The sequence below is a fragment of the Planococcus daihaiensis genome (genome assembly GCF_049262615.1).
Classification (GTDB): Bacteria; Bacillota; Bacilli; order Bacillales_A; family Planococcaceae; genus Planococcus.
The window spans coordinates 1,153,245-1,178,173 of the sequence record NZ_CP175504.1; the positions used below are offsets into that span (position 1 = coordinate 1,153,245).

Annotated in this window: 20 protein-coding genes and 1 riboswitch; of the genes, 8 read left to right on the forward strand and 12 right to left on the reverse strand. The window is 48.0% G+C overall.

The window, feature by feature from the left end:
• Positions 1 to 285 precede the first annotated feature (285 nt).
• The 4 genes from DHX103_RS05435 (at position 286) to DHX103_RS05450 (ending at position 4,734) form a co-directional block, all read left to right on the forward strand.
• Positions 286 to 1,521: an MFS transporter gene (locus DHX103_RS05435; RefSeq protein WP_422124261.1), complete on the forward strand. Its 1,236-nt coding sequence runs from the start codon at positions 286 to 288 to the stop codon at positions 1,519 to 1,521.
• Positions 1,522 to 1,763: 242 nt separating this feature from the next.
• Complete coding sequence (locus DHX103_RS05440; protein ID WP_422124262.1) at positions 1,764 to 2,969, forward strand: MFS transporter; 1,206 nt, start codon at positions 1,764 to 1,766, stop codon at positions 2,967 to 2,969.
• A gap of 139 nt (positions 2,970 to 3,108) precedes the next feature.
• Positions 3,109 to 4,011, forward strand: coding sequence for a MerR family transcriptional regulator (locus DHX103_RS05445; protein WP_422124263.1), 903 nt, complete (start codon positions 3,109 to 3,111; stop codon positions 4,009 to 4,011).
• 132 nt (positions 4,012 to 4,143) lie between these two features.
• Positions 4,144 to 4,734 carry a hypothetical protein gene (locus DHX103_RS05450; RefSeq protein WP_422124264.1) on the forward strand — a complete coding sequence of 197 codons (591 nt, stop codon included), beginning with the start codon at positions 4,144 to 4,146 and terminating at the stop codon, positions 4,732 to 4,734.
• A 49-nt stretch (positions 4,735 to 4,783) separates the two neighbouring features.
• Here the strand turns inward: DHX103_RS05450 and DHX103_RS05455 are convergent, their stop codons facing one another.
• Both DHX103_RS05455 and DHX103_RS05460 read right to left on the reverse strand, forming a co-directional pair.
• A complete protein-coding gene (locus DHX103_RS05455; protein ID WP_112221482.1) occupies positions 4,784 to 4,969 on the reverse strand; it encodes a hypothetical protein in 186 nt (61 codons plus the stop codon).
• 114 nt (positions 4,970 to 5,083) lie between these two features.
• Positions 5,084 to 6,382 carry an NCS2 family permease gene (locus DHX103_RS05460; RefSeq protein ID WP_422124265.1) on the reverse strand — a complete coding sequence of 433 codons (1,299 nt, stop codon included), beginning with the start codon at positions 6,380 to 6,382 and terminating at the stop codon, positions 5,084 to 5,086.
• Between the two features lie 267 nt (positions 6,383 to 6,649).
• Between DHX103_RS05460 and DHX103_RS05465 the strand changes: the two genes are divergently transcribed.
• The gene (locus tag DHX103_RS05465) at positions 6,650 to 7,609 is read left to right on the forward strand and encodes a nuclease-related domain-containing protein (protein ID WP_422124266.1); all 960 of its coding nucleotides are present in this window, start codon (positions 6,650 to 6,652) and stop codon (positions 7,607 to 7,609) included.
• A gap of 511 nt (positions 7,610 to 8,120) precedes the next feature.
• Here the strand turns inward: DHX103_RS05465 and DHX103_RS05470 are convergent.
• The 5 genes from DHX103_RS05470 to DHX103_RS05490 all read right to left on the reverse strand — a co-directional run bounded on the left by DHX103_RS05470 (position 8,121) and on the right by DHX103_RS05490 (position 16,204).
• Positions 8,121 to 9,332 carry a NupC/NupG family nucleoside CNT transporter gene (locus DHX103_RS05470; RefSeq protein ID WP_422124267.1) on the reverse strand — a complete coding sequence of 404 codons (1,212 nt, stop codon included), beginning with the start codon at positions 9,330 to 9,332 and terminating at the stop codon, positions 8,121 to 8,123.
• Positions 9,333 to 9,530: 198 nt separating this feature from the next.
• Positions 9,531 to 10,880: an MDR family MFS transporter gene (locus tag DHX103_RS05475; protein WP_422124726.1), complete on the reverse strand. Its 1,350-nt coding sequence runs from the start codon at positions 10,878 to 10,880 to the stop codon at positions 9,531 to 9,533.
• A 218-nt stretch (positions 10,881 to 11,098) separates the two neighbouring features.
• Entirely contained in the window at positions 11,099 to 14,152 is a 3,054-nt protein-coding gene (locus tag DHX103_RS05480; RefSeq protein ID WP_422124268.1) for an efflux RND transporter permease subunit, read from the reverse strand.
• A 129-nt stretch (positions 14,153 to 14,281) separates the two neighbouring features.
• Positions 14,282 to 15,448: a TraB/GumN family protein gene (locus DHX103_RS05485; RefSeq protein WP_422124269.1), complete on the reverse strand. Its 1,167-nt coding sequence runs from the start codon at positions 15,446 to 15,448 to the stop codon at positions 14,282 to 14,284.
• 120 nt (positions 15,449 to 15,568) lie between these two features.
• The gene (locus DHX103_RS05490) at positions 15,569 to 16,204 is read right to left on the reverse strand and encodes an SAM-dependent methyltransferase (RefSeq protein WP_422124727.1); all 636 of its coding nucleotides are present in this window, start codon (positions 16,202 to 16,204) and stop codon (positions 15,569 to 15,571) included.
• A gap of 126 nt (positions 16,205 to 16,330) precedes the next feature.
• Positions 16,331 to 16,507: riboswitch (Lysine riboswitch) on the forward strand.
• Between DHX103_RS05490 and DHX103_RS05495 the strand changes: the two genes are divergently transcribed.
• Both DHX103_RS05495 and dapA read left to right on the forward strand, forming a co-directional pair.
• A complete protein-coding gene (locus DHX103_RS05495; RefSeq protein ID WP_422124270.1) occupies positions 16,489 to 16,752 on the forward strand; it encodes a hypothetical protein in 264 nt (87 codons plus the stop codon). It overlaps the preceding riboswitch by 19 nt.
• A 24-nt stretch (positions 16,753 to 16,776) precedes the next feature.
• Positions 16,777 to 17,664 carry a 4-hydroxy-tetrahydrodipicolinate synthase gene (dapA, locus tag DHX103_RS05500; protein ID WP_422124271.1) on the forward strand — a complete coding sequence of 296 codons (888 nt, stop codon included), beginning with the start codon at positions 16,777 to 16,779 and terminating at the stop codon, positions 17,662 to 17,664.
• Between the two features lie 61 nt (positions 17,665 to 17,725).
• Here the strand turns inward: dapA and DHX103_RS05505 are convergent, their stop codons facing one another.
• The 4 genes from DHX103_RS05505 to DHX103_RS05520 all read right to left on the reverse strand — a co-directional run bounded on the left by DHX103_RS05505 (position 17,726) and on the right by DHX103_RS05520 (position 22,882).
• Positions 17,726 to 18,571: an STAS domain-containing protein gene (locus tag DHX103_RS05505; protein ID WP_422124272.1), complete on the reverse strand. Its 846-nt coding sequence runs from the start codon at positions 18,569 to 18,571 to the stop codon at positions 17,726 to 17,728.
• Between the two features lie 105 nt (positions 18,572 to 18,676).
• Positions 18,677 to 19,498: an alpha/beta fold hydrolase gene (locus DHX103_RS05510; protein ID WP_422124273.1), complete on the reverse strand. Its 822-nt coding sequence runs from the start codon at positions 19,496 to 19,498 to the stop codon at positions 18,677 to 18,679.
• A 204-nt stretch (positions 19,499 to 19,702) separates the two neighbouring features.
• Positions 19,703 to 21,064 (reverse strand): copper amine oxidase, encoded by a 1,362-nt coding sequence (locus DHX103_RS05515; protein ID WP_422124274.1) that lies wholly within the window; start codon positions 21,062 to 21,064, stop codon positions 19,703 to 19,705.
• 357 nt (positions 21,065 to 21,421) lie between these two features.
• Entirely contained in the window at positions 21,422 to 22,882 is a 1,461-nt protein-coding gene (locus DHX103_RS05520; protein WP_422124275.1) for a SulP family inorganic anion transporter, read from the reverse strand.
• Positions 22,883 to 23,056: 174 nt separating this feature from the next.
• Between DHX103_RS05520 and DHX103_RS05525 the strand changes: the two genes are divergently transcribed.
• Positions 23,057 to 23,599 (forward strand): recombinase family protein, encoded by a 543-nt coding sequence (locus DHX103_RS05525; RefSeq protein ID WP_422124276.1) that lies wholly within the window; start codon positions 23,057 to 23,059, stop codon positions 23,597 to 23,599.
• Positions 23,600 to 23,658: 59 nt separating this feature from the next.
• Here the strand turns inward: DHX103_RS05525 and DHX103_RS05530 are convergent, their stop codons facing one another.
• Positions 23,659 to 24,915, reverse strand: a complete 1,257-nt coding sequence (locus DHX103_RS05530) for an MFS transporter (protein WP_422124277.1) — start codon at positions 24,913 to 24,915, stop codon at positions 23,659 to 23,661.
• Positions 24,916 to 24,929 lie beyond the last annotated feature (14 nt).

Here is a 24,929-nt window from a genome sequence, read left to right on the forward strand (position 1 = left end):
TCTTCGGCTTCGCATCCCCATTTCCCTCTTCATTCACAAATTCGCAACATGATCTAAGTATGTTTCTATACCTTAGCAACTCGAAACATTCAAAAACAGCTCCATATCAAGCTTTGAAAAATTGTGCGAAAATTCCTTTTATACAATAACATTTTACGCTGAATTTATGATAAAAATATGAGTTCAACCCATTGACTTTAATAATTACCTGTCATATTATATGGACTATTGTTAACTGAAATCGCGCTTGTAAAATAATATTTAATTGAAATGAGGATTATGTAAGTGTCCAGAAGTCAACGTAAAAAAATGACCATATTGATGATCAATATGTTTATTGCTATAGCAAGTTTTGGTATTGTTGTCCCTATTCTCCCGGCTTATCTTTTGTCCATCGGCCAGGGCGGCACCGCAGCCGGCCTGATGATTGCGATTTTCGCAGGCGCACAGCTCCTGTTTTCACCACTTGGCGGCAGTTGGGCCGATAAATACGGTCCCCGCAAAGTGATCATTCTCGGCCTCGCATTGCTGACGATTTCGATGCTGATGTTCTTTTCGACCGATTCGATTTGGGTCATCTACGCTTCCCGCGTCGTGGGCGGAATCGGCGATGCTTTCCTGATTCCCGGCGTCTTCACTTATGTGGCCAGTATTACGACTGCCGCGCAGCGCGCTAAAGGCACCGGCCTGGTGACCGCTTCGATGTCGCTCGGCCTCGTCGTCGGACCCGGGTTCGGCGGCTTTCTCGCCGACATCAGTCTGAAGCTGCCGTTTTTGATCGCCGCAATGGTGACATTCAGCGCCATGATTTTCTCTTTGATCATGCTGAAGGAAATTGGCGCAAGCGCGGAAAGCAAAAAACAGGCGGAGGAATTTTCGAAAGACGAGTCGATGCTTGAGCAGATCGGCCGCTCCACCCGGATGCCTTATTTTATTCCGTTGGTTATTATTTTCATCATGAGCTTCGGCCTGGTCGCTTATGAATCCGTCATTGGCATGTACTTGACGACGCAATTCGGTTCCACTTCGTCAGACATTGCCTTGATGATCACCGCCACCGGCATTGTCGGTGTGACGGTTCAATTCTTTGTCGTCGACCGGCTCGTCCGCCGTTTCGGCGAAGTCAAAACATTGATTGCCTTTCTGGGGCTCGCAACCGTCGGCTTCCTGCTTTCACTGACAGCTGGCAGCTACGGCGCATTCTTCGGCGTTTCGCTCGTGATTTTCCTTGCGATGGCCATTCTTCGTCCCGTGCTCAATATTCTCGTGTCGAAAATGGCTGCCGGCGAAATCGGCTTTGCGATGGGAATGGCAACTGCCTACATGAGCCTCGGCAATGTGCTTGGACCGATTTCCGCAGGCATGCTGTTTGATGTCAACATTAAATACCCGTTTTTCCTGGGCCTTGGCCTGTTGGTCGTTACTTTATCGATCGCCATGGCTTGGCGTAAAACGAATAATGCAAAATCAATGGCCAATGATTCATCCAATGAAACCCCTGAAGCTGAACCTTTAACGTAGAGGTTCAGTTTTTTATTGGGACCAGGTTTCCCAGATTGACAAGAAGCTGCAGCCGGAATAATATGGTAAATTGAGTGTAAAAAATCATGGCTTATAAACGATTGATAGAGAGTTTTTTCTTCTCCTTTCGTACATAAATAAAACCTTTTTGTAAAATCGGTCTTCCCCTGTTTATTTCATTCGCGGAAATATAGAAGAAACTTCAAATGTACAGCCATCCACATTAAGAAAAGAGGCACACTATGTCAGCAGACCAACGCAAAAAAATCATCATCCTGATGATCAATATGTTTATAGCCATTGCCAGTTTCGGCATCATCATCCCCATACTTCCCTCGTACCTGGAATCCATCAATCAGGGCGGGATGGCCGCAGGACTCATGATCGCCATTTTCGCAGCGGCGCAATTCCTGTTCTCGCCGATTGCCGGCAAATGGGCAGACCAATACGGCCGCAGAAGAATGATTATCTACGGGCTGATGGGATTGACGCTGTCGATGTTCGTTTTTTATGCATCCGATCTTATTTCCGTGCTTTACTTCTCCCGTGTGATCGGCGGAATCGGTGCGGCGATGCTCGTACCGGCCATTTTCGCCTATATCGCGGACATCACGACATTCGACCAGCGCGCTAAAGGGACCAGCCTGGTATCAGCCGCCATGTCGCTGGGCATCGTCGTTGGCCCCGGGATTGGCGGATTCCTGGCGGATTATAGCCTCAAACTGCCGTTTCTTGTATCGGCATTTGTATCGCTTGGTGCCGTCGTATTTTCACTCGTCCTATTGAAAGACAGCGATGCGGATAATGCAGATCCCGGACTTGCTCTGGACATGACGCAAAAAGAATCCATGTTGGTGAAAATTGCGTCCTCCACGAAAAAGCAATATTTCATCCCATTAGTCATCACACTGGTGATGAGTTTCGGTTTACTCGCCTACGAATCCATTGTCGGTCTCTACCTCAACAATCAGTTCGACTCGACCGCCAAGGATATCGCCTTTATGATCACAGCGACCGGCATCGTCAGTGTCATCGTGCAATTATTCATCGTTGACCGCATCGTCCGCCGATTTGGTGAAGTAACGATTCTAATCACGTTCCTCGGCGTTGCAGCGTTCGGCTTCCTGCTGTCGCTGTTTGCCGGCAGCTATGCAATGTTCTTCGGGGTTTCACTCATCATCTTCCTGGCGACATCGATTCTTCGCCCGGTACTGAACACGCTGATTTCCAAAATGGCACAAGGTGAAGTCGGCTTTGCGATGGGCATGAATAACGCCTATATGAGTATCGGCAATGTCATGGGGCCTTTGCTTGCGGGCTTGCTCTTCGACATCAACATCATTTTCCCGTTCATCCTCGGTTTGATCATGCTGATGATCACGATTTTCATCACACTCGCATGGCAGCGTTCACGTGCAGTGAAGACTGCCGTTGCAGAAGATTATTAATCGACTGGGTTAAAAGGAGAAAGAGCCGCGGCTCTTTCTCCTTTTTTTGATGGCAAACACCAGCCACTCAGGCTTTACGCATTGTATAAGTACTTGTATAATTAAAATACAACTAACTTATAGAAATGTGGGTCCTGCCATGTACAATATAAAAGCTGCCGCAAAGATCCTGGATATGCCAAAAGTGACCATCCGCTCGTGGGAAACACGCTATAATGCGATCACTCCAGCCCGAACAGAGTCAGGCCATCGCCTCTACTCTGATCAGAATCTGGAGGATTTGCAATGGCTGAAAATTCAGGTTCAGGATAACGGCATCAAAATCAGCGAAGCAGTTAAACTCCTGCATGCGTCGCGCAAGAAATTCGTTCGCCCTGCCGGTAATTTGCCGCCTTCTCCTGCGGGATCCTATCCATACGAAAAGCAGATTGAAGAACTCTATAATGCCGGAGCTGAAATGGACAGCGATCGTTTCCAATATTTATTGGATTTAAATTTTTCGATGTTCCATTACCGCACGGTGTTCTTCTCGATTTTGGCGCCTTTAATGGTGCGGATCGGTGAAGAATGGGAAAACGGCACCATCACTGTGGCGCATGAGCATATGCTAAGCCATATGGTGTTGCAGCGATTCAACCAGTTTTTCCGCATCTTCCCGACAGCGGATAATTTGCCGAAAGCGCTGGCGTTCTGCCCAAGCGGCGAACATCATCAGCTCGGCTTGTTGCTGTTCACTTTATTCCTCCGGGAAAATGGGTATTCAGTGGCTTACATCGGTCCAGACACGCCGCTTGAAGGCCTTTCGGAACTTATTGAAAAACAGGATTTCAAATTGGTCGCCATGTCCATCGGCAATGAACGGCTGTTGCCCGTTGCCGAAAATTATATAGCTGCATTGAACGCCGCGAAGCCTGACCTGCAATTCGCTATCGGCGGCCGCGGCTTCGGCAGTATTGAAAGTAAAGCGAACGAATATTATATTGGCGCCACCTATGAAGAATGGGAGCACTGGCTGGCCGATATCCAAGCAAAAAGAGCCTGATTCACCCCTTTTCAGACATCCTTGTCTGAAAAGGGGTTTTTATTTTTACGTGGAAGCTGTTCGGTGTTTTATACCCTTCAACTTAATGGTAAGATTTAATTATCAGAATCTTCCATATAAGGGAGCGTTATTATGAAGAAGTATGCCACTATGAACACCTTGTATATTGTCGCCGCAATCATTGCCGTCACCGCCTTTGTGCTGCCACGGGGAATCGACACCGTCAATCTGCATATTCACGGCATTTCCCATATCGCCGAACAGGTTGATGACTATTACAAAATCGCGGAACCTGTAGACGGGAAATATACGGTCGAAATCGATTTGAACAATCTGCAAAGCAATGAAGGCAAAGTTCTCTTTGATGACGGGGAAAGCCAAATTACCGTGCTGGAAGTCGTGCCCCGGGAAAGTGCGGGCTTTGAAGTGATTTTCCGTTCGCGCGCAGCCGAACAGCCACACGGCGCGGTGCTCGTTTCAGGCGTTGACCATGCCCGCACCGACAGCGGTTTTTCACACGACATCGAAGCTAAGGCGGAAGCAGTTAACAAAGACGGAGAATCGTACGACTTAACCCCTGCCGACTCTACGGGATTAAGTTACCACGACGGAGACCGTTTCGGATTTTTTCTGGATGTTTCTGAGGGAGATGCGGATGAAGTCGAAGTTACGGTGACGAATCTGCAGCTGAACTTGTGGATGGAAAAGGCGATTTTCCAGTGATCTGCAGCGCTGTTGAATCAATTAATAGCATAAAAAAAAGACCTGCTCTCTAGAGCAAGTCGAGGTCCTGATAGGCTGATTGGTATGGTCCATTGTCTGTCACTTCTGAATGGTAAAGAGCTTTTAAGGCAAAGCCTTTTTCAAGTTCCATATCTTTCATCAATGTTTTCAGGCGCTTTTTCAGCTCCGGGTTTTCACTGACAAGGGTCTCCATCTTCGATTTCGTGTATTTCATAATTTGGTCGCTCCTTTCCGTTGCTGCTGGTTTTATTGTATCACCTGCAGCGCTATTTAATGAAAAAACGCACTTGCTGTCGGGCAAGTGCGTTTCCTGTTTTATTGGCACAACTTAACCGACTACCTGGAAAACGTAGTTTGCGAGGAACAGCGCGGCGATGATATACAGCGCCGGCGTGACTTCGCGCCATTTGCCAAGGCCGACCTTCAATACCGGATACATGATAAAGCCGATGGCGATGCCGTCAGCGATACTGTACGTAAACGGAATGAGGACGATGATCAGAAATGCCGGAATGCTCTCGCTCATGTCTTTCATGTCGAGGTTCTTGATGTTTTGCAGCATCAGCGCGCCAATGATGATCAAAATCGGCGCAATTGCGCTGTCCGGGATCAATTTGATGACGGGAATGAAAAATGCAGCACCCAGAAACAGCAAACCGGTCGTGATGGCGGTTAACCCTGTGCGTCCGCCTGCCGCCATGCCAGCCAGCGTTTCAACACTGGCGACAGTCGGGCTCGTACCGAAAATGCCGGAAGCCATTGAACCGATGGAAGTTGCCTGGAATGCGCGGCTGTATTTCTCCGGACGGTCGATGAAGTTGACCTGTCCGTGGACGAGGCCGATGTTCTCAAACACCAATACCATCGTCAGCGAGAAAACCGCCACCCAGAATCCCATGGTCAGGAAGCTGGTGAAACTCAGTGCACCAAAGCCGGCAAATGCTTCTGAAGCACTCATCGCCGGTTCACCCAGCCCGCTGAGGTCGATCATGCCGAAGAAAAAGGCGATCAATGTCCCCGCCACTATCGTGATGAGGAAATTCCCCGGCACGTTGCGGATGAACAGGATGATGGCGATGACAAACGTTAAAGCTGTCGACAAAACCAGCGGGTCGGAAATCGATCCCAATGCCAAAATGGAACCTTCGCCATTGATGACGATCCCGCCTTTTTCAAGGCCCAGCAGCATCAGGAACAAGCCCAATCCAATCGTTACCGCTTCTTTCAGCGAATGCGGCACCGCAGCGCTCAGCACTTTGGCAAAACGCGTAAACGCTACAGCGACAAAAATGACGCCTGAAACGAATACGACCGCCAACGCTTCCTGCCACGTAAGACCCATCGACTGGACCATCGTGTACGAAAACAACGCGTTGATGCCCATGCCCGGAATCAGCAGAATCGGAACATTGCCCCAGAATCCCATGACCAGCGCCCCGAAAACTGACGCCGCAATCGTCGCGATAATTGCCGCTTCGATCGGCATGCCCGATTCCGATAGGATCAACGAATTGACCGCAATGATGTAGACCACTGTGAAGAAGCCGATCAAGCCCGCTAAAAGCTCACGTTTCACCGATGTGCCATTTTCTTTAAGACCGAAAAAACGATCCATCCATTTATGCATCTAAAAAACCTTCTATTAAATTAGCCCTCTCCCTACCCGCTCTGCCTGAATAAATTCAGGTAAGCCAAGATAGAATTGTAATTTAAATATGCGGTTCCGTCAAGGCTTTGGGGTTGACGGAGCTGGTGGATTCGGCTGGATGAAATAAAGGGTTGATTGGTTTAGTTGGTTTTGGTTTTAAGTCCCCACAAATATATTTCCCGGGAAATATATTTTGAGATTCGAGAAATGCTATAGTTTAAGTATTCGATGGAAAAGAGGTGTTATATGGAAAGAGAAAAAATGGAATTGCTGTCTATGGAAGCAGCGCTCAGTTCGTTGATAGGTCGAATGCCGGCAGTTCATTCACAGTTGAATTATCTTAAAGGCAAACTGCACCGGACCGTTGCCGGGATTCGCGGCGAGGAACGGATGCGTCAGCGATTTATCGAATTTCAGCCGGACGAAGAAGTTCATGCCCTATGGGATATAGGTTTGGCGATCGGTTCATGGAAAACGCAATTTGACGGCATCGTGCTGACCAGGCGCGGCGCCATCATCATTGATTCAAAGAACATCAGCGGCAGGCTCCATTTTGACGACAAGACCGGCGAGTTCTATCGGTTTGACGACAATGATGTAAAGGAAGTCTTTGAGGATCCCCGCATCCAATTAAACAAAAACATCCGCTTCCTGTCGAAATGGTTCGCCCGGAAAAAGATCTATCTGCCTGTCAGCGGACTCATCGTCTTCACACCCAAGAATTGCGAATTTATTGTCCGGCCAAAAGGCAAACACCTCTGCAAAGTCTACCAGATGCCCGAATACCTTTTTCAAATTCTAAAGGCTTTCCCCCTCGAAGCCGAACCGCCGAATCTGCCGAAAATAAAAAAGCAGATCATCAGCGGGCATGTCCCCTACCTGAGAACCCCTATATGCGCTAAATATTATATTCAAGTGAGTGAAATTCGGCACGGCGTTCAATGTGCGGAGTGCCGGGCCTACGGAATGAAACGAATAAAGAAAAGCTGGCAATGTGACGGCTGTGGCCACCGCGATCGGCAAGCGCATAAGTTGGCGCTGCGTGAATACTTTTCGCTGATCGATACGCATATCACGAATCAGGCGTTTCGTGAGTGGTGTGGTGTTGAATCGAGGTTTGTTGCCAACAGGTTATTAATGCAATTTGATTTATCTGCTTCTGGAGAACTTAAAGCAAGGAAATATAGTTTAAAGAAGAGAGATTAATGCATCTCTCTTCTTTTTTAGCCTTTTTTGTTGGAACGCTCATAAATCCGGCTAATCGCTCATATATTTTTCTAATCGCTCATAAAATCTTCTAATCGCTCATATAATTTTTTAACCGCTCATAACCAATGCCCCAAACTATTTCCACCTCTCACCAACCCCTCAAAACCCCAAAAGGACGCTTTTCGCCATGCGAAAAGCCCCTCATCAAGCCCACCAGCATCCACTCCAGCAAAAATCGACTACTTTCACCTCTACTACTCTTTAAAATCGACTCTTTCCGAAGCATTTCCAATCTTTTTCGCATTTCGCACCAGCGAAATGCAGGCATTCTGCGCTCTAAAGGTTTTTTTACGCTATTTTTATGCCTCTATCTACTTTCCATCACCAATACCAAAACCCAAAACCCCAAAACAATGATTGATTGCTTTTCGCACAGCGAAAAGCGACAAACCCAAAACCAAAAAAGAAAACCACACGCAAAAATGCGTGTGGTTTCAGAATTTATTGATTAAAAGAACATTCCTGCAATCGAGGCACTCAGGAGTGAAGCGAGTGCTCCGGCAGCAACTGCACGCATACCAAGTTTGGCGATTTGCGGGCGACGGCTTGGAGCCATAGATCCGAGTCCGCCGAGCAAGATTGCCAGTGAACTCAAGTTTGCGAATCCGCAAAGCGCAAAGCTGACAATGAGGATTGTTTTCGGTGACAAATCCGCCATTTGATCTGTGAAGGATACATAAGCAACAAACTCATTAAGAACAAGCTTCTGGCCGATGAAACTTCCCGCCTGGACTGCTTCCACCCACGGGACCCCGATTGCAAAGGCAAGTGGCGCGAAGATGAACCCGAGGATTCCCTGGATTGTCCAGCCTTCATAACCGAACCATCCGCCGATGCCGCCAAGCATGCCGTTCGCTAACGCGATCAATGCGATGAACGCCAGGAGCATTGCCCCGACATTCAATGCCAATTGCAAACCGTCGGATGCACCACGAGCAGCAGCGTCGACTACGTTGGCTGATTGCTTGTCTTTTTCCATTACAAAATCTTTTTCTTCGACTTCCTCTTGTTCCGGAATCATGATTTTGGCCATGATCAATCCGGCAGGAGCAGCCATGAAACTTGCTGCCAGCAGATATTCAAGCGGAACGCCGAGAAGTGCGTAACCCGCCAGTGTAGAACCTGCTACTGAGGCAAGTCCACCCGTCATGACGGCGAACAACTCGGATTTTGTCATTCCGGCAAGGAATGGACGCACGACAAGCGGCGCTTCCGTTTGGCCGACGAAAATGTTGGCCGATGCAGAAATCGATTCCGCTTTGCTTGTCCCGAGCAATTTAGAAAGCGCTCCGCCGAGTATGCGGATGATAAATTGCATAATGCCTAAGTAATATAAAACTGAAATTAAAGAAGAGAAGAAGATGATGATCGTCAATACCTGGAAGGCAAAAACGAAACCGAATCCTTCTGTATCAGCTGCAGGACCGAATACGAAGGCAATCCCCTCACCCGCGTAACCGATTACATTATTGACTTTATTAGATAACCATTCCAAACCTTTGCGGCCTGTTTCCCATTGGAGTACGATGAACGCGAAACTGATTTGAATAGCCAATCCACCTAGAATTGTCCGTGGCTTAATCGATTTTTTCCCGTCTGACATAAGAAAGGCAAGTCCCAGTACAACGAAGATGCCGAAGATGCCCCACAATATATTCACAACTTCACCTCATAAATTAGTATTTTATCAGAAAATTAGGCAATTTTAATGTCTAACTCATCCGTCGTCTGACATCTTACCAAAGCATTTTAAATAAGTAAATGTACATTATGTTACAAATTCACTTTTTTCTCATATTCGAAATCGGACGAAAATTCATAATTGAATTGAGATTTCTGCAGACCCCGCTAACCGCTTTTATTGATCCTCAGCCGGTGGGTCTGCTTTCTTCAGGAAAAAGGACAGAAAGACACCGATCAGGCTGAGAATTCCCGCGACAATAAAGGAAATATTGACGCCGCGTATCAAGCCCTGGACCCCATATTCCTGCGGATCGAGCGCCGTGCTGGTCATGATGGTGACGAGCAGCGCCGTGCCGATCGAACCGGATACCTGGCGCATTGTGTTGCTCATTGCCGTGCCGTGCGGAATCAGGCGTTCAGGTAGCTGATTGAGGCCGGCCGTCGTTACGGGCATCATCACCATCGCGATGCCGAACATCCGAATGGCGTGCATGATCGTCAAATACGTGAAGGAGGTTTCGGCGGTCAGCACCGTAAATTGGAACGTGCTGACGGTAACAATCAGCAAGCCGATAATGGCCAACCATTTGCCGCCGAACGCATCAAAGATTCGTCCCGTAATCGGATTCATGATCCCCATTATGATGGCGCCCGGCAACAACATCAGCCCGGATTCGAGTGCGGTGAAGCCGTGCATGTCCTGCATATAAATCGGCAGGATCGTGGCACTGCCGATCATGGAAATAAAAACGATGACGCTCAGAATTGTCGACAACGTGAAAATCTTGTATTGGAAAACCCGAAATTCGAGCAGTGGTTCTTTCAGCTTTGACTGGCGGTGAATAAAGAAGAACAGCGAAACAGCCCCAATCGCGATGGACAACAGCACCGGCAAACTGCCCCAGCCGGTTGAACCAGCGCTTGAGAATCCGTAGAGAATCCCGCCGAATCCCGCCGTCGACAGCATGACCGAAATGATATCCAATTTCGGGAAGGTCTGTTTCGTGACATTTTTCAGGAAGAAATAAGCAAAAATCAAATCGATGACTGCAATCGGAATGACGATATAAAATAACGCACGCCAAGGATACTGGCCGACAATCCACCCCGATAATGTCGGACCGATTGCCGGAGCAAAGGAAATGACCAGGCCAAACAGCCCCATCGCCTGCCCTCTTTTTTCAATCGGGAAAATGACAAAAAGGATCGTCTGCGTCAGCGGCATCATGATGCCGGCTCCCGCTGCCTGGATAATGCGACCAAGCATCAATACGGAAAATCCTGGTGCAAACGCGGCCACAATCGTGCCGATGGTGAACAGTCCCATTGCGGTCAGAAATAACGCACGGGTAGAAAATTTGCCAATTAAAAAAGCGGTGACCGGAATCATCACACCGTTTACGAGCATGAAAACGGTTGTCAGCCACTGCGCGGTATTTGCCGTTATTTGCAGATCATCCATAATATGCGGCAAGGCAGTTGAGAGAAGCGTCTGGTTGAGGATGGCGACAAACACGCCTGCCATCAGCACCGCAAGCAGCGGTGCGATTTTTATATCTTTCTTATCTTTTACATCGTGTTTATTTGCCAATGGCTTCACCCCCGCTTCCTTCAACCGCATTTTATTTCAAGCGCAATTTGCGTTCTATTATCCTCGTTACCCTTATCGCTTTCAACTATTCCGGGTTTTTACAAACAACAATAAAAAACAGCACAGCCGGTTAAGGGCTGTGCTGCAGGAAGTTAAGCTTTCGCTTTGCGATGGCTGATGCGATAGAACACCAGGTAAAGCGCTGGAATCATCACCAGGGTGAACAAACTTGAGAAAGCCAGTCCAGCGATGATTGTCACGGCCAGCGGTTCGAAGAGCGGATCGCCTGATAAGGCAACCGGAATCAGCGCAACAATGGACGTAATCGTTGTCAAAATGATCGGTTTGATGCGTGCATATCCCGATTCTATGATCGCTTCTTTAATGGAGAAATCACCTGACAAACGGCGCACTTCCACAAAGTCGATCAGGACGACTGCGTTCCGAACTACAATCCCCGTCAACGACACAATCCCCATAACACCAAGGAAGCTGAGTGGCGTCTGTGTCAGGAACAAGCCAAGGATGGCGCCGGAAATACCAAGATAAACAGCGATCAATACCAGGAATGGCAAGCTGAACGATTTAAATTGGAATGCGATGACAAGATAGACCAACAGCAGTACGACAAGGAACAGGATGCCGATTTCGGCAAAGAATGCTTCCTGATCGGAATTCTCGCCACCGGTGGAAAGTTCATACCCTTCCGTTAGGTTAGCCCTTTCTGCATCGACCACTTCGAGCATCGCGGCTTCAAAATCATCGGCATTCCCGAAGGCGCGCAGCGTGATTGCCCGGTCGCCGTCTTGATGCGGCACTTGCGCAATCGCCGTTGTCCGTTCTTGATCCAATAATTCATCCAAAGGAATCAATTGCGGTGGCCCCTGCTGTCCGCCTTGGCCGCCCGCAGCTGGAACTGCGAATTCCGAAAGGTCGATTTCCTGGCCTTCTTCAATGCCAGCTTGTTTCAGAACAACCTCGTAGAATTCATTGTTTTCAAAAATGCTGTAAAGCGGAACTCCCTGCGTCAGCAGCTGCAACTGATTCGTAACCGTGCTTAGCGCGATGCTATTGCTTTCGAGTGCATCACGGTTCGGCGCATATTCGATGGCCGGAACCGGATCGCCGAGATTATCGACGACAATATTCGCTCCGTTATCGAGCATTTGCTGTTTCAGTGTATCGCGCAATGTTTCAAGTTCTGAGATTTCTTCGCCTGTAATCGTGACGGTCACCGGAGCTCCCACTGGAGGCCCTTGCACAATCGTGTCCAGGAAAATTTCAGCGTCTGGATAACGCTCACGCAATTCGGTTTCCCATTTGTCGATAAACGCTGAAGCTGACGTTTCGTCACGGTTGATGCGGATCGCCGCCTGGCCGGTATTCGACCCGGTGTTATCCATCGATGAGGCAAACAGATTCGGCAAGCCGTCTCCCGTGAATATGGCCAGTTCGTTTATGTTTTCATCTTCTTCTGCAAGTGCTTCCGTAACTTCCGCCAGGAACGCATCGGTCTCCTCAATCGGAGTCCCTTCCGCCAGGCGGACATTCATCGTCACTTCCTCGCGGTCAGCTTCCGGGAAGAACTCAAACGGCGTAAATAATGCGAGTGACAACAGGCCGGTCGCCACAAGCAATCCGCCGGCTCCCACCCAGATTGGGCGCTTCAATACGCTGCGCAACACTTTTCCGGAATAAAACACAGCCAGTTTCTCAAGCGGTTTGCCGAGGAATCCAGGCGTATCGGAAATCTTTTTCGCTTTCCGTTTCGTTTTTAAATATTGCATCATCGGCACCAATGTAATCGACAGGATTGTTGATGCAATAATCGTTGTGATCAGAATACTTGGCAAAGCCTTGATGAACGCCCCGTTGCCGCCTGACAGCAGCAATAATGGAGAGAACGTCACGACAATCGCCAAACTGGAAGAAATGATCGACGGGTAAACTTCACGGACGCCTCGAATGGCGCCTTCACGTGCCGAATCTCCGAGTTTATAGCGCCGCTGGATATTGTCGTTGACGACAATGCTGTCATCAACCAATATCCCGATCGCGATAATGAGCCCGATAACGGAAATCTGGTTCAAATCGACGCCCAAGGAAGGAATCGGAATCAGTCCGATCAGGACAGAAGCGAGTACTGTCAAGGCTACTGCGAATGCACCGAACAGGGTTAGTCCGGCGGTCGTAACTACCAATACAGCCAAAACTGCAATCAGCAGCGACACATATAATCCGCCAAAAATTTCATTGACATTATCGGCCTGCGACTCGTATTTATTCGCTTGGATACCGGCTGGCAGTGTTTCGTTGAATTCCTCAATCACTTCCGTCACCCGCTCATCGACAGCAGGCACATCCTGTCCGGTTTGGAGGAAAACGGTATAGGAAATGGCTTCTTCGCCTTCAAAAGTGACAATATCGACCGTATCCTGGTCTACGGTTTCAATCGTTGCCACATCGCTCAACGGAACGGCTGATTGCCCCACCTGCAATTGCTGGAGACGCTCAATGCCCTCTTCTTCACTGACAGTCAAAACAAGTCGTTCGTTGCCGTCATCATGCGTGCCGAGCGACAGCGGCTGATTGGCCTGCTGCAGCGATTCGAGAACGGCAAATGGCTGGAGATTGTTTTCAGCCAGCGCGTCTCCGTCAAGTTCGATGAGGATCTGCTGGTCGTTGAGGCCTTTGACAGTCGTGCCTGCCACACCCGACACCGCTTCCACATCTTCCGACAAATCAGCCAGCGCCTGCTTCATCCCATCCAGTTCCGCTCGGTCACCGTAGAACATATACGACACCAGTGGAAACGTCAGGTCGAGCTTCTCAACAGATGTTTCCTGCGCCTGCTCCGGGAAATTCGCTGAGGCGCTTTGAGCCTCCTGCTGAATCGAGTTGATCAACCCATCGGGATCAACGCCATCTTCAATTTCCAATGTGATGATGGAGGCTGAATTGGAAGAAATGGATTGGATCGATGAAATGCCGTCCACTTTCTGGATTTCATTTTCCAGTGGCGTCGTGATCGACCGCTCCACTTCTTCCGGCCCAGCTCCCGGCAAAATCGTCGACACCAGCACAAGGCCTGGCGGCGTTTCCGGAATTTCACGCTGCGGCAGCGTCAAAAACGTATAAACGCCCACCAGCATGAAGATAAAAATAAGGAATATAAACAATTTGCTTCGTTCTAATATGTAATTCATAGTGAAAACCTCTTTTCATCCTTTGTATAACTATTGTATAACTCAATGAATCTAATTGTCCAATCCGAATGCTTGAGAAAATGTAAAAACCCCGTCACACCAAAAGTAGCGTGACGGGGTTTTTCAAACTCAGATATTTTCCAGAAACAGGCGGATGACATCCGCTCCGCCGATAAAGGTCCCAAGCGAACTGCCAAGGTTCGTCAGGACGACCACCAGTAAGACACGTGTGACTTTATTGTCCCAGAAGCCTTTAAGGGTAAAAACATCTTTCGACAAGGTTTCGAAATCGCCGATATTCGGCTTGCGGATCGAAGCCTGGGTCAGACCCGAAAACCAGCCTGCCGCTACGAGCGGGTTAAGCGAGGAAATCGGGGCCGCTACGAAAGCCGTGAGAATCGCGAGCGGATGGCCAAATGCAATGGTGGCACCGATTGCAGCCAAAATTCCGTTCCACAGGACCCAGCTGATGGTCTGATCAAGGCCGGCTGCCGGATTGGCGATAAAAGTATAGGCGATGATTCCGATGATGATGAAAGGAATCGCCCAGCCAATGATTTTCGGCCATTTGGATTTTGGCGGCACTTCCGAAAGCTTGTCAAGATCGTGTTCGTTGTGGATTTCTTTTGTGATGCCTGGAACATGTGCCGCGCCGAGGACAGCGACGATTTTATTACCCGGCGCCTCCTTAATCTTCTGCGCGAGGTATTGATCGCGTTCATCAATCAACGGCGTTTTCAGCCGCGGAAAGGCTTTGGTGAAATCATCCATGACAGCACTCAGTGTGTCTTGTGATTTCATCTTCTCAAGGTCTTCCTCTGAAATCGTCTCTTTGCTGAAGATGCTGAAGAATACTGACATCAGCAATTGCATTTTGCCCCACAAGCCGATATTGCCCCAGATCCGGGAAAATGTGACTTGGATATTGCGGTCAGCGAGCACCAGCTCCGCTCCGGTTTCTTTTGCGGATGCGATGCCCTGAATCATTTCCTGCCCCGGTTTGATGCCGAATTGGTCGGCCAACCGGTTCTGGAATGAAGAAATGGCAAGGTTCATCAGCAATAGACTGGATTTTTTTTCTTTGATGACTTTAAAGATATCGGTTTCTTTCCATTTGTTGTTTTCTGTGACCGATTGATAACGCTGCGCGTCCAATTCGATACACACGGAATCCGGCTGCTCGGCATCAATGACTTCTTTAACTTGCTCTGCGCTGCGTTTCGAAACGTGGGCCGTTCCGATCAGGATCAATTCTTTATCGCCATATTGCAGGCGTGTGATATTTTCTTCTTGCATGGATTTACTTCCTTCATAGAATTTATTTCTTCTCGCAAGAAATAGGAGAAGACTGTCTATTCTATATAATGGATCACTGGAGGAAAAATATCAATCCTGCGAGTCCATTTTCGGCAGGTTTCACGCAAGCGCCTTAATATCCTGGGTCGGTGAAAGCTTGTAAATCAGAAATTGTTCTGCAGGATCTTTGACAATGGTCGGCAAGTCGATTGACTCCAGCAGCTCAAATGCCGTGTTGCGTTCCAGAAAATCGATATAATCATCAGTGGGATAATAAAGGATGATTTCCACTTCGCGCGGATAAGTTTCTCCAGAACGCAGAATGTTATCAACCACCTTCATGAAAATCTGTACGGAAAATGGATTGAAAAAATAGAACACGGTGTCTTCTGGCTGAACTTCGTATTCCTGTGCCATACCGCATAGGATGCGGAGTTGGTCCAGTCCGTTGCGACGACTTCCGTTGTTGCCATAAGCTTCAAGATTTTTTTGCGCTTCTCCGCAAAAACTGGTATTCAGTTCAATGCCTGTCGACCGGCAGCCAAAGCGATCATGAACATAGAAGTTCAGCCTGCCTTTGCCCGATCCAAAATCGACCAGCCCGGCATCCGGATCTATTGGGCGGCGGTTGAATAATTGCTTCAGATGCTCATACGGAGTCGGTTCGTAACGATTATGATGCAAAGTAGCTTCGGATATCCACTGGGTTCCAGCGGTGTGTATATTCAGGTATTTATCTCCTTCATGCTCTTTCATCTCTTTCGCCCCTTTTCTCTCGCTATTATCTTGTTGTATATTCATCAATACCCATTCCCACTTGCAAAAAACAATGAATTTTGATAAAGTCGAGCTAATTCAATAGTTCTTACTCTTTTTTATCAGAGTGAGGATAGAGGCGCAATCACCATCAGTAAGCAGAATGAGGAGCACGGGCTCTGCAGATTTCTGCCGGAAGGGGTGTTTGCCGAAGTGGTGGGATGCCCGGTTCCCGCTGCTGGTCCTGCATTTAAGAAATGCAGGACTGTCATGCGGATTTCCGCATGGAGGGCTATCTGGCGTTCAGCGGCACACGTGGTTTGTGCCGCTGCAGCAGCAGCGGAGCCTCCGTTGCTGCTTTTTTATTTTGTGAAGCTGGCGGGATTGAACGCGAAAACCGGCGGACCGCACCTCATTTGCTGATTTCCGCACCTCAAATGGGAAAGTCCGCACCTCAACCGCTGATTTCCGCACCTCACCGACTCAAGACCGCACCTCAGATGCAGCGGCCCGGGATTTTATTGCCAAAAGCTAACAGTATTTTATAAAAATTTGAAAAAGGATGGGATAATATGAACTTCGGAAGAATTATTACAGCGATGGTGACTCCTTTTGACTCGAATGGTGACATCGATTTCGCAGCGACGGAGCAATTGATCGAACACCTCATCGCCAACGGCTCCGACGGTCTGGTCGTGGCAGGCACAACGGGTGAATCACCGACACTCACGGCAGCTGAGAAAGTGACTTTGTTCAAATTCACCGCCGACAAAGTAAACGGCCGCATTCCTGTTATTGCGGGCACCGGCTCGAACGATACCCGCTCGTCCATCGCGCTGACAAAGCAGGCGGAAGAAGCCGGGGTCGACGGCATCATGCTCGTGACGCCTTATTACAATAAACCCGCGCAGGATGGATTGTTCCAGCATTTCAGTGCAATTGCTGATGCCACACGCTTGCCGATCATGCTTTACAATATTCCGGGACGCAGCGCAGTCAATATGGCACCGGAGACAATTATCCGCCTGTCGAAAGTTCCGAATATCGTTTCCGTCAAGGAAGCGAGCGGCAACCTTGACGCTACGTCATTGATTATCGAAGAGACGCATGACGACTTTACCGTCTACAGCGGCGATGACGGATTGACCCTGCCGCTTATGGCAATCGGTGCAGACGGCATCGTCTCTGTGGCCTCCCACATTATCGGCAATGAAATGCAGGCGATGGTCGCAGATTTCACTTCCGGAAAGATTAAAGAAGCAGCAGCCCAGCACCGCAAATTGCTGCCGATGATGAATGCCCTGTTTGCCGCACCCAACCCCGTGCCGGTCAAAACAGCCTTGCAATTGATGGGCATCCAGACCGGCACTGTCCGCCTGCCGATGATCCCATTGAACGACGAGGAAACGAATACCTTACGTCAGCTTCTTGAAGCCGGCAATATTAGAGTGTCTGTCTGAATGAACGCAAAAAAACGCTGAAGCGCAATGCTTCAGCGTTTTTTAATGCTTTAAACTATTTTTACACCTTCGAAAAATCCAGTTTCTCAAGAGTCTGTTTCAAGCTTCCGCCAATTACCAGTGATCGGGTATCGACGCCGAGCTGGGAAAGTGTAATTGCAATTTCTGAACGGATGCCGGTCAGAATGGCTCTCACACCTACCATACTCAAAGCCTGGACAATTTTAATGATCTGTTCGGCAACCATGGAATCGACTTTCACGACGCCGGAAAGGTCGATGACCAAGGTGGAAATGCGCAGGTTATTGGCAGCCGTCAGCGTTTTTTCCAAAATATACTGGGCGCGTTCAATTTCGAGGTCGCCGACCAGCGGCAGGATGGCCACATTATCAGCAATCGGTACGACCGGCGCAGAAAGTTCAAAGAATTCCTGACGGGCGACACTAAGTTTCTCCTGATACGCTTGAATATAGGCGCTGCTATAGGAATACATGGCATGATCCAGGAGAGTATGGAAAAATTCCATCGCTTCAAAAAGCGTATCCATTGAAATATCCTGCTGTTTTCCTTCTGTCTTAATCAATTTGGCCATGTGTTTGCGGTAGAGAGATGATTCTGCCAACGCAGAGTCGAGCATAATATTGGCATCAAGAAAATACCGGCCTGTTGCAAGACCCCATGCGTCTATCGCTGCATATACTTTCTTTTCATCATAGGAGTTCATTAACGATTCGCCGAGCAGTTCGACGAAACCGGCTCTTGCCTCGATTACCTGTTTGAGGAATTCTTTATTTTGGGCAATTTCTTCCTGATCCTTGTCTTTCATAACTTCTTCGTTAATCAATTCGGCTATCAAATATTTATCTTTAATTACCCGCTGGCCTAAAATTTCATAATCTCTATTCATCAGTACCTCCATGTGCTGGCATATGTTATTTGAATTTATTATACCCATAGAGTCGCGTTCCGTGTAGTAGTTTTTACTGAAAAAGTACTGTCTGTATAATTTAACTTACGAAACAGACAGATATTCCGAAATCTTGCTGATGGTTTCTTCTGCATCGCTGACGTGCGGGCTATGGCCTTCGGCGTTCATGAGTTTATACTCGCTGTTCACAATTTTGCTGTGGACAAATTCACCGACCGCTTCGGGTGCCACCGCATCATTGCGTGTTTGCAGGATCAGCGTCGGCACTGTCACTTTTTCCAGATCCTCACGGACATCCGCCAGGAAAGTAGCTTCCGCAAAATCACTCATTACCTCAGGATCGTTCGAGCACAATAATTGTTCAAATTCTTTCGCTAAATGAGGGCGTGCAGCATTTTGCATCACAACCGGGGATAAGAAACGGGCAAATTCATTATAATCGCCTTTGATCAATTGCAGCATCCCTTCGATGTCCTCCCTTTCAAAACCTCCTTGATAATCTGTTTCATTCAGAAAATGCGGAGATGGGCCGATCATAATCAGGTTTTTCATCAATTCCGGACGTTCTACTGCTGCCAGTGCGCCAATCATGCTGCTGACTGAATGGCCGATAAACACTATATTTTCGAGACTCAATGCATCACAAAGCTCAAGAAAATCTTTTTTATAGCCATGCAGTGTCCGGTAACGTTCTTTTTCGTATGCTGTTTTATCGCTTTTGCCGGAGCCAACATAATCGAACAGCACCACCCGGTATTTCGACTCAAATGCCGGAGCAATCTTATCCCAGACATACTGGTCGCAGCCGAAGCCGTGGGCAAACACCAGAACTTTCTGGCCCTGCCCTACGATTCTGACATTATTTTTTTGGATTATTTGTGCAGCTGTGTGATTTGTTGCTGTCATTTATTTCGACACTCCCAGTGTTAAAATTCCATAACCCATTAGACAAGATACTTCCACTTTAACAAAGTCAGCCCTTATCTCCTAAGAGAAGCACTTAAATAAACCAAATATTTACATAATTATTCAGAAGATAATAAAAATTGAACATAGATTTTTTATCGCAATAAAAAAACCGGCCCCTTAAGCGGCCGGTTTCAATCGTTATTATTGCTTGCGTGCTCTTAACGCCATAGTTGTTGTCAATGCTGCAAGCATCAATCCTGCGAAGATCCATAGGTACGGAATTGTTCCAGCACCTTCAGCTCCACCAAGACCAGTGGCAGGCATTTTGTCAGGCATTTCTGCTGCACCGAACTGCTCAGGGAATTGATCCGTGATCGCCGCTGATAATCCAGCTGCCGGCATAGTCATATGTGCGTAAGCTGCGCGCATTTCAGCGTAAGCTGTTTCGTAATCACCCGCTACATAAGCGTCGAACGATCCTAGCAATTGGCTGACATGAGTTGTCAAACCTTCTTCCAAAGCATCAGCCGGAACGCGTCCTTCTGTAGCTGCGTCAAGCAAAGCTGCCTGTTCAACGATGTACTCGTCAAGGTCCGCTTTCGCTGCTGCCTGGCCGTCTGCATCTCCTGCTCCAGTTGCTGTTACGTAGTCAACGAAGTAGCCGATGTGCGAGCCCCAGATTTCACCGAATTGTGCCCCAGCTTCTTCACCATATACTGAAGCTACTGCCGCAGTTAGATCGTCAGCGTTTGCAAGCAATGCTCCAGCTGCCTGGTCGAAGCTTTCTGCTCCGTCAGCGCCATCCTGCATAGCCATTACAGCCAACCCAGCGTGCTCAGTGAATGTATAGTTCAATTGTGCGCGTAAATCGATTGCTGGTGTATCAGGGTTTGTTCCTTCAAACTTGTCCGGGAATTGAGTAGTGATTGCGATTGACAAGCTTTCAGCAAACATGCTCATGTGATAGATTGCTTCACGTTCGCCTGCATATGCAGCTTCAAAGTCGCCTGCTACATATTGGTCAAAAATAGTGATCAATTGGTTTACGTGAACATCAAGTCCTTCTTTTACCGCTGCTGCAGGAAGATTTCCTTCAGTTGCAGTATCAAAGAATTCTGCTTGTTCAACTTTATACTCTTCAAGTTCAGCCAAAGCTGCATCTTTAGCCGCCTGGTCGCCCTCACCTGTTGCAACTACGTAGTCAACGAAATAGCCGATATGCGAGTTCCAGATTTCAAGGAATGCCGCTCCGCCTTCTTCACCATATACCGAAGTTACGGCTGCAGCGATATCATCCGAGTTGGCAAGTAATGTCGCAGAAGCCTGATCAAAATCGGCTGCGCCGTCAGCGCCTTTTCTCATTGTTTCGATTGCTAAAAACGCATGCTCTGTCAATACCGTGTCAAGTGCGATCCGTAATTCAGCAGCCGGTGTAGCTGTACTCATTTCTGCTGTTTCAGCCGATTCGTTTGAATGCGATCCGTGGCTGTCCGCCAGTGCCGCCGTTGGTACCAACATCGCCAAGCTAAGTGGAAGTGCTACTAATAGTTTGTTCATTTTCATCATAAATCTCTCCTTTTTCCTGTTTTATTTTTTTGTTCTGACTACATAACGCAGGCGGATCTTTTTTAGATCACAATTTTCAAATAAAATCTTGAAACGAGGATATTGGAGGAGGGATGTGGAGGTATCAGTTTAGCGAAATGCAGTTGTGGCGGGTATGAGAGCGGTTTATGCGCGGATAATACTTTTTATGCGCGATTAAAAAAATTTGTGCGCGATGAGGATTTTTTATGCGCGGTCTGCGGAATTTATGCGCGTTCCGAAGACTTTCTTCTATATAAATAACAAACAGCCCTTCTCGAAAGAAGGACTGTCCCGTTACACTGTTCAATTTCATAAATCAATTTTCGGCATTAATCAATGCGTCGGCAGTTTTGCGTTACTGCTCTTGAATATCGCCAGTTGGTCAATGAGCTTCTGGCTGCCGGCATCGAGGCCGATAATCTCGACGTTATTGGCTTTCTCCCTGAATTTCAGCACAACCCGGTCCACGGCTCCGACACCGGAATCATCCCAGATATGGGCATCCGTGAAGTCGATAACCACCTTTTCTCCTTCGATATCGTAATCGAATTTCTCAAGGAAATCTTCGACCGATGCGAAGAACAATTGGCCTTCCACCTGATAATGCGTCGCATCAAGCAATCGCTTCTGCACTTTGATCTTCGAAATTTTTGCTACGAAGAAAATCGCACTCAATAACACGCCCGCAAGCACTCCGATGGAAAGGTCATGCGTATAGACCACGATCGCAACCGTCGCGACCATCACGATGGAGTCTGCTTTCGGCGCTTTTTTCAAATAACTGAATGACTTCCAGTCGAATGTTCCAATCGATACCATAATCATAATACCAACCAGAACCGGCATCGGAATTTGAATAACGACATTGCCCAGAACAATAATCAGGAACATCAGGAAGGCACCGGCAACAAGAGCCGACAGACGGCCTCTTCCTCCGGACTTCACGTTGATGATCGACTGGCCGATCATGGCACAGCCCGCCATCCCACCGAAAAATCCGGTGATGAAGTTGGCGATTCCCTGCCCGCGTGATTCCTTGTTTTTATCACTCGTCGTTGCGGTCATATCATCAACGATATTCGCTGTCAGCAATGTTTCCAACAGTCCGACTATCGCGAGCGCCAATGAATACGGAAAAATGATCATCAAGGTTTCCAGGTTAAACGGCACATCCGGCAGCAGGAATGATGGCAAGGTCTGGCTGATCGTGCCGAGGTCGCCGACTGTGCGCATCTCAAAACCTGAGTAGATGGCGACAGCAGTCAGCACCACCAACGCGATCAATGGCGCAGGAATGGCTTTGAAGAATCTTGGAACAATATAAACAATCGCCAGCGTAATGGCAACAAATACATACGTTATGTTATTGATGCCAAGAAAATGCGGCACCTGTGCCATAAAGATCAGGATCGCGAGCGCATTGACGAAACCGATCATAACCGCGCGCGGAATGAATTTCATGACTTTTGCCACTTTGAATACGCCAAACAGAATTTGGATAACGCCTGTCAGGATGGTGGCCGCGAGTAAATATTCCAATCCGTGGTCACGGACCAGCGGCACCATCAATAATGCCATCGCGCCCGTTGCTGCGGAAATCATGCCGGGACGTCCCCCGACAAATGCAATAATAACGGCAATACTGAACGATGCATACAGACCGACCATTGGATCGACGCCTGCGATAATCGAGAATGCAATGGCTTCCGGAATCAATGCAAGGGCAACCACAATCCCTGCCAGGACGTCGCCGCGCACATTTCCGAACCATTCTTTTTTAATTGTTTCCACCACGATAACTTACTCCTCTTGTTGTATAATTTTAAAAGCTGCCCTTAATAACCGGGCCACGATTTCACAATGAGAATAGTGTATCACCAGAAATCCGAAAATGGAACCTTTTTGGTCCTTTTCCTCAAAAAGATTATGTTATAATAGAAGCAACTTGTAACACGAGGAGTTTTAACTGTGCAAATTGGCTATGCGAGACCTATAGATGGAGATTTGTCTTGTGAAAGACAAAAAGCGAAGCTGGAAGAATTGGGTTGCGAAGAATTTTTCGTGGAAACTCATTCCTCCCCTAAAAAACGGGACGAACTGAACCGCCTATTGAATCGGTTGGAGTCCGGAGACCGCCTGATTTTCCTGAACCTGCATGTGCTGGCAGACTCCACACGCCATCTGGTTGAGTTGCTGGAGATCTTTGAGCAAAAGGGCTGTACATTCCTTTCAATAAATGAACAGGTTGATACGGCACCGGGTGAATTGTTCACTTTCCAAAAGGTTGTTCAATGCCTTGCTGATTTCCAAAGCGATTCAATCAGTGCCAAAACAAAGGCTGGATTGACGGTCGCAAAAGAAAAAGGCATGCACGCCGGACGGCCGAGAAAACCAGATGCCAACGTCAAAAAAGCAATCGAGATGTATGAAAGTAAAAAATACAATTTGGCCGAAATCAAAGAACAGACCGGTATCAGCAAATCCACGCTTTACCGTTATTTGGAGAATTGACCTTATTTAATTGGATGATACAAAAAGAGCGCCGCGGCGCTCTTTTTTCATTGTCTGTTTTATTCATGAAGCTCTTTCACCGGCGGAACCGCTAAGGCAGCGGCTACCATACCGAGCGCCGGCAGCACCAATAGCAGCCACAATACTTCATCATAGCCCCCGAATCCGTCAAAAAACAAACCGAACGGCAGCGGCCCGAGTGCCGAGCCAATGACCATGACCGCCATCGCGATGCCGTTGATGCTGCCGATATATTGTCTGCCGTAATAATTCGGCCAGACGACACTTAAAGCGACACGTTCGATGCCGGAGATAAAGCCCCACACCACACCAAACAGAATCGCCATTGAAAACACGTCTGCGTGCAACAACAGCAGGATGAAACCAATTTCCCCCAAAAATAAGAGCATGAGCATCCACCGGACCGCAATTTTATCCAACAGGTAACCAGCCAGAAATGTCACGGGAAAACCGATGACCGCCATCAGACTCAAAACGATGGCCGCTGTTTCCGGAGCCAGTGAATTTTCCGAGAAGATGGAAACCAGATGGAATGTCATACCGGTATTCACCAATGCGGGTATCACAACGCAAAACAGCAGCAGCCAAAAAGCTTTTGTTTTTCGCGCTTCTTTTACGGTCCAACTGATATCCGCCGATAAAGATCTTTGATGCTCTTCTTCTGTCAGTACATTTTCACCGTCCGGTCTGAGACCGATATCTTCCGGTTTATTGCGCAGCAGCCAAATTGCCAAGGGTGTGAAAATCAGCAGCACGGACAAGCCCAGCACTGCCCAGGCCATTCTCCAGCCCACCATTTCAATCAGCCAGACATTCAGCAACGGGAAAACCGCAGAACCGACCATTGCCCCAAGTGCAGCAAGGCTAAGCGCACGTCCCCTCCTTTTGATGAACCATTGCGGCACCAGTGAATTCGAAACCAGGGACATGGAACCCTGTCCCAACAGCCGGACAAAAAAGAAGCCGATAAAGAGCATGAACACGTTGATTACAAGCCCATTAAACAAACAAGTAATTCCAAGCAGGATCGAGACGACAATGGAGACTTTTCTGGCGCCCTGGCTATCAATCAGCCGGCCAACGACAAACAGCAGAAAGCCGGCAAGCAGCGTAGCCGCTGAGTAGATTCCAGAGACAGTTGAACGGCTCCAGCCGAATTCTTCTATGTAATAATCGATGAAAATGGCATTTGAGAAGGTTTGGCCCGGTCCCGAGAAGAAAAAGGAAAGTGCTGCAACCGCGACGATTACCCAGCCATAATAATATTTCCCTTGCAGAGGCTTTGTGCTGTTCACTCTCACCGCTCCTT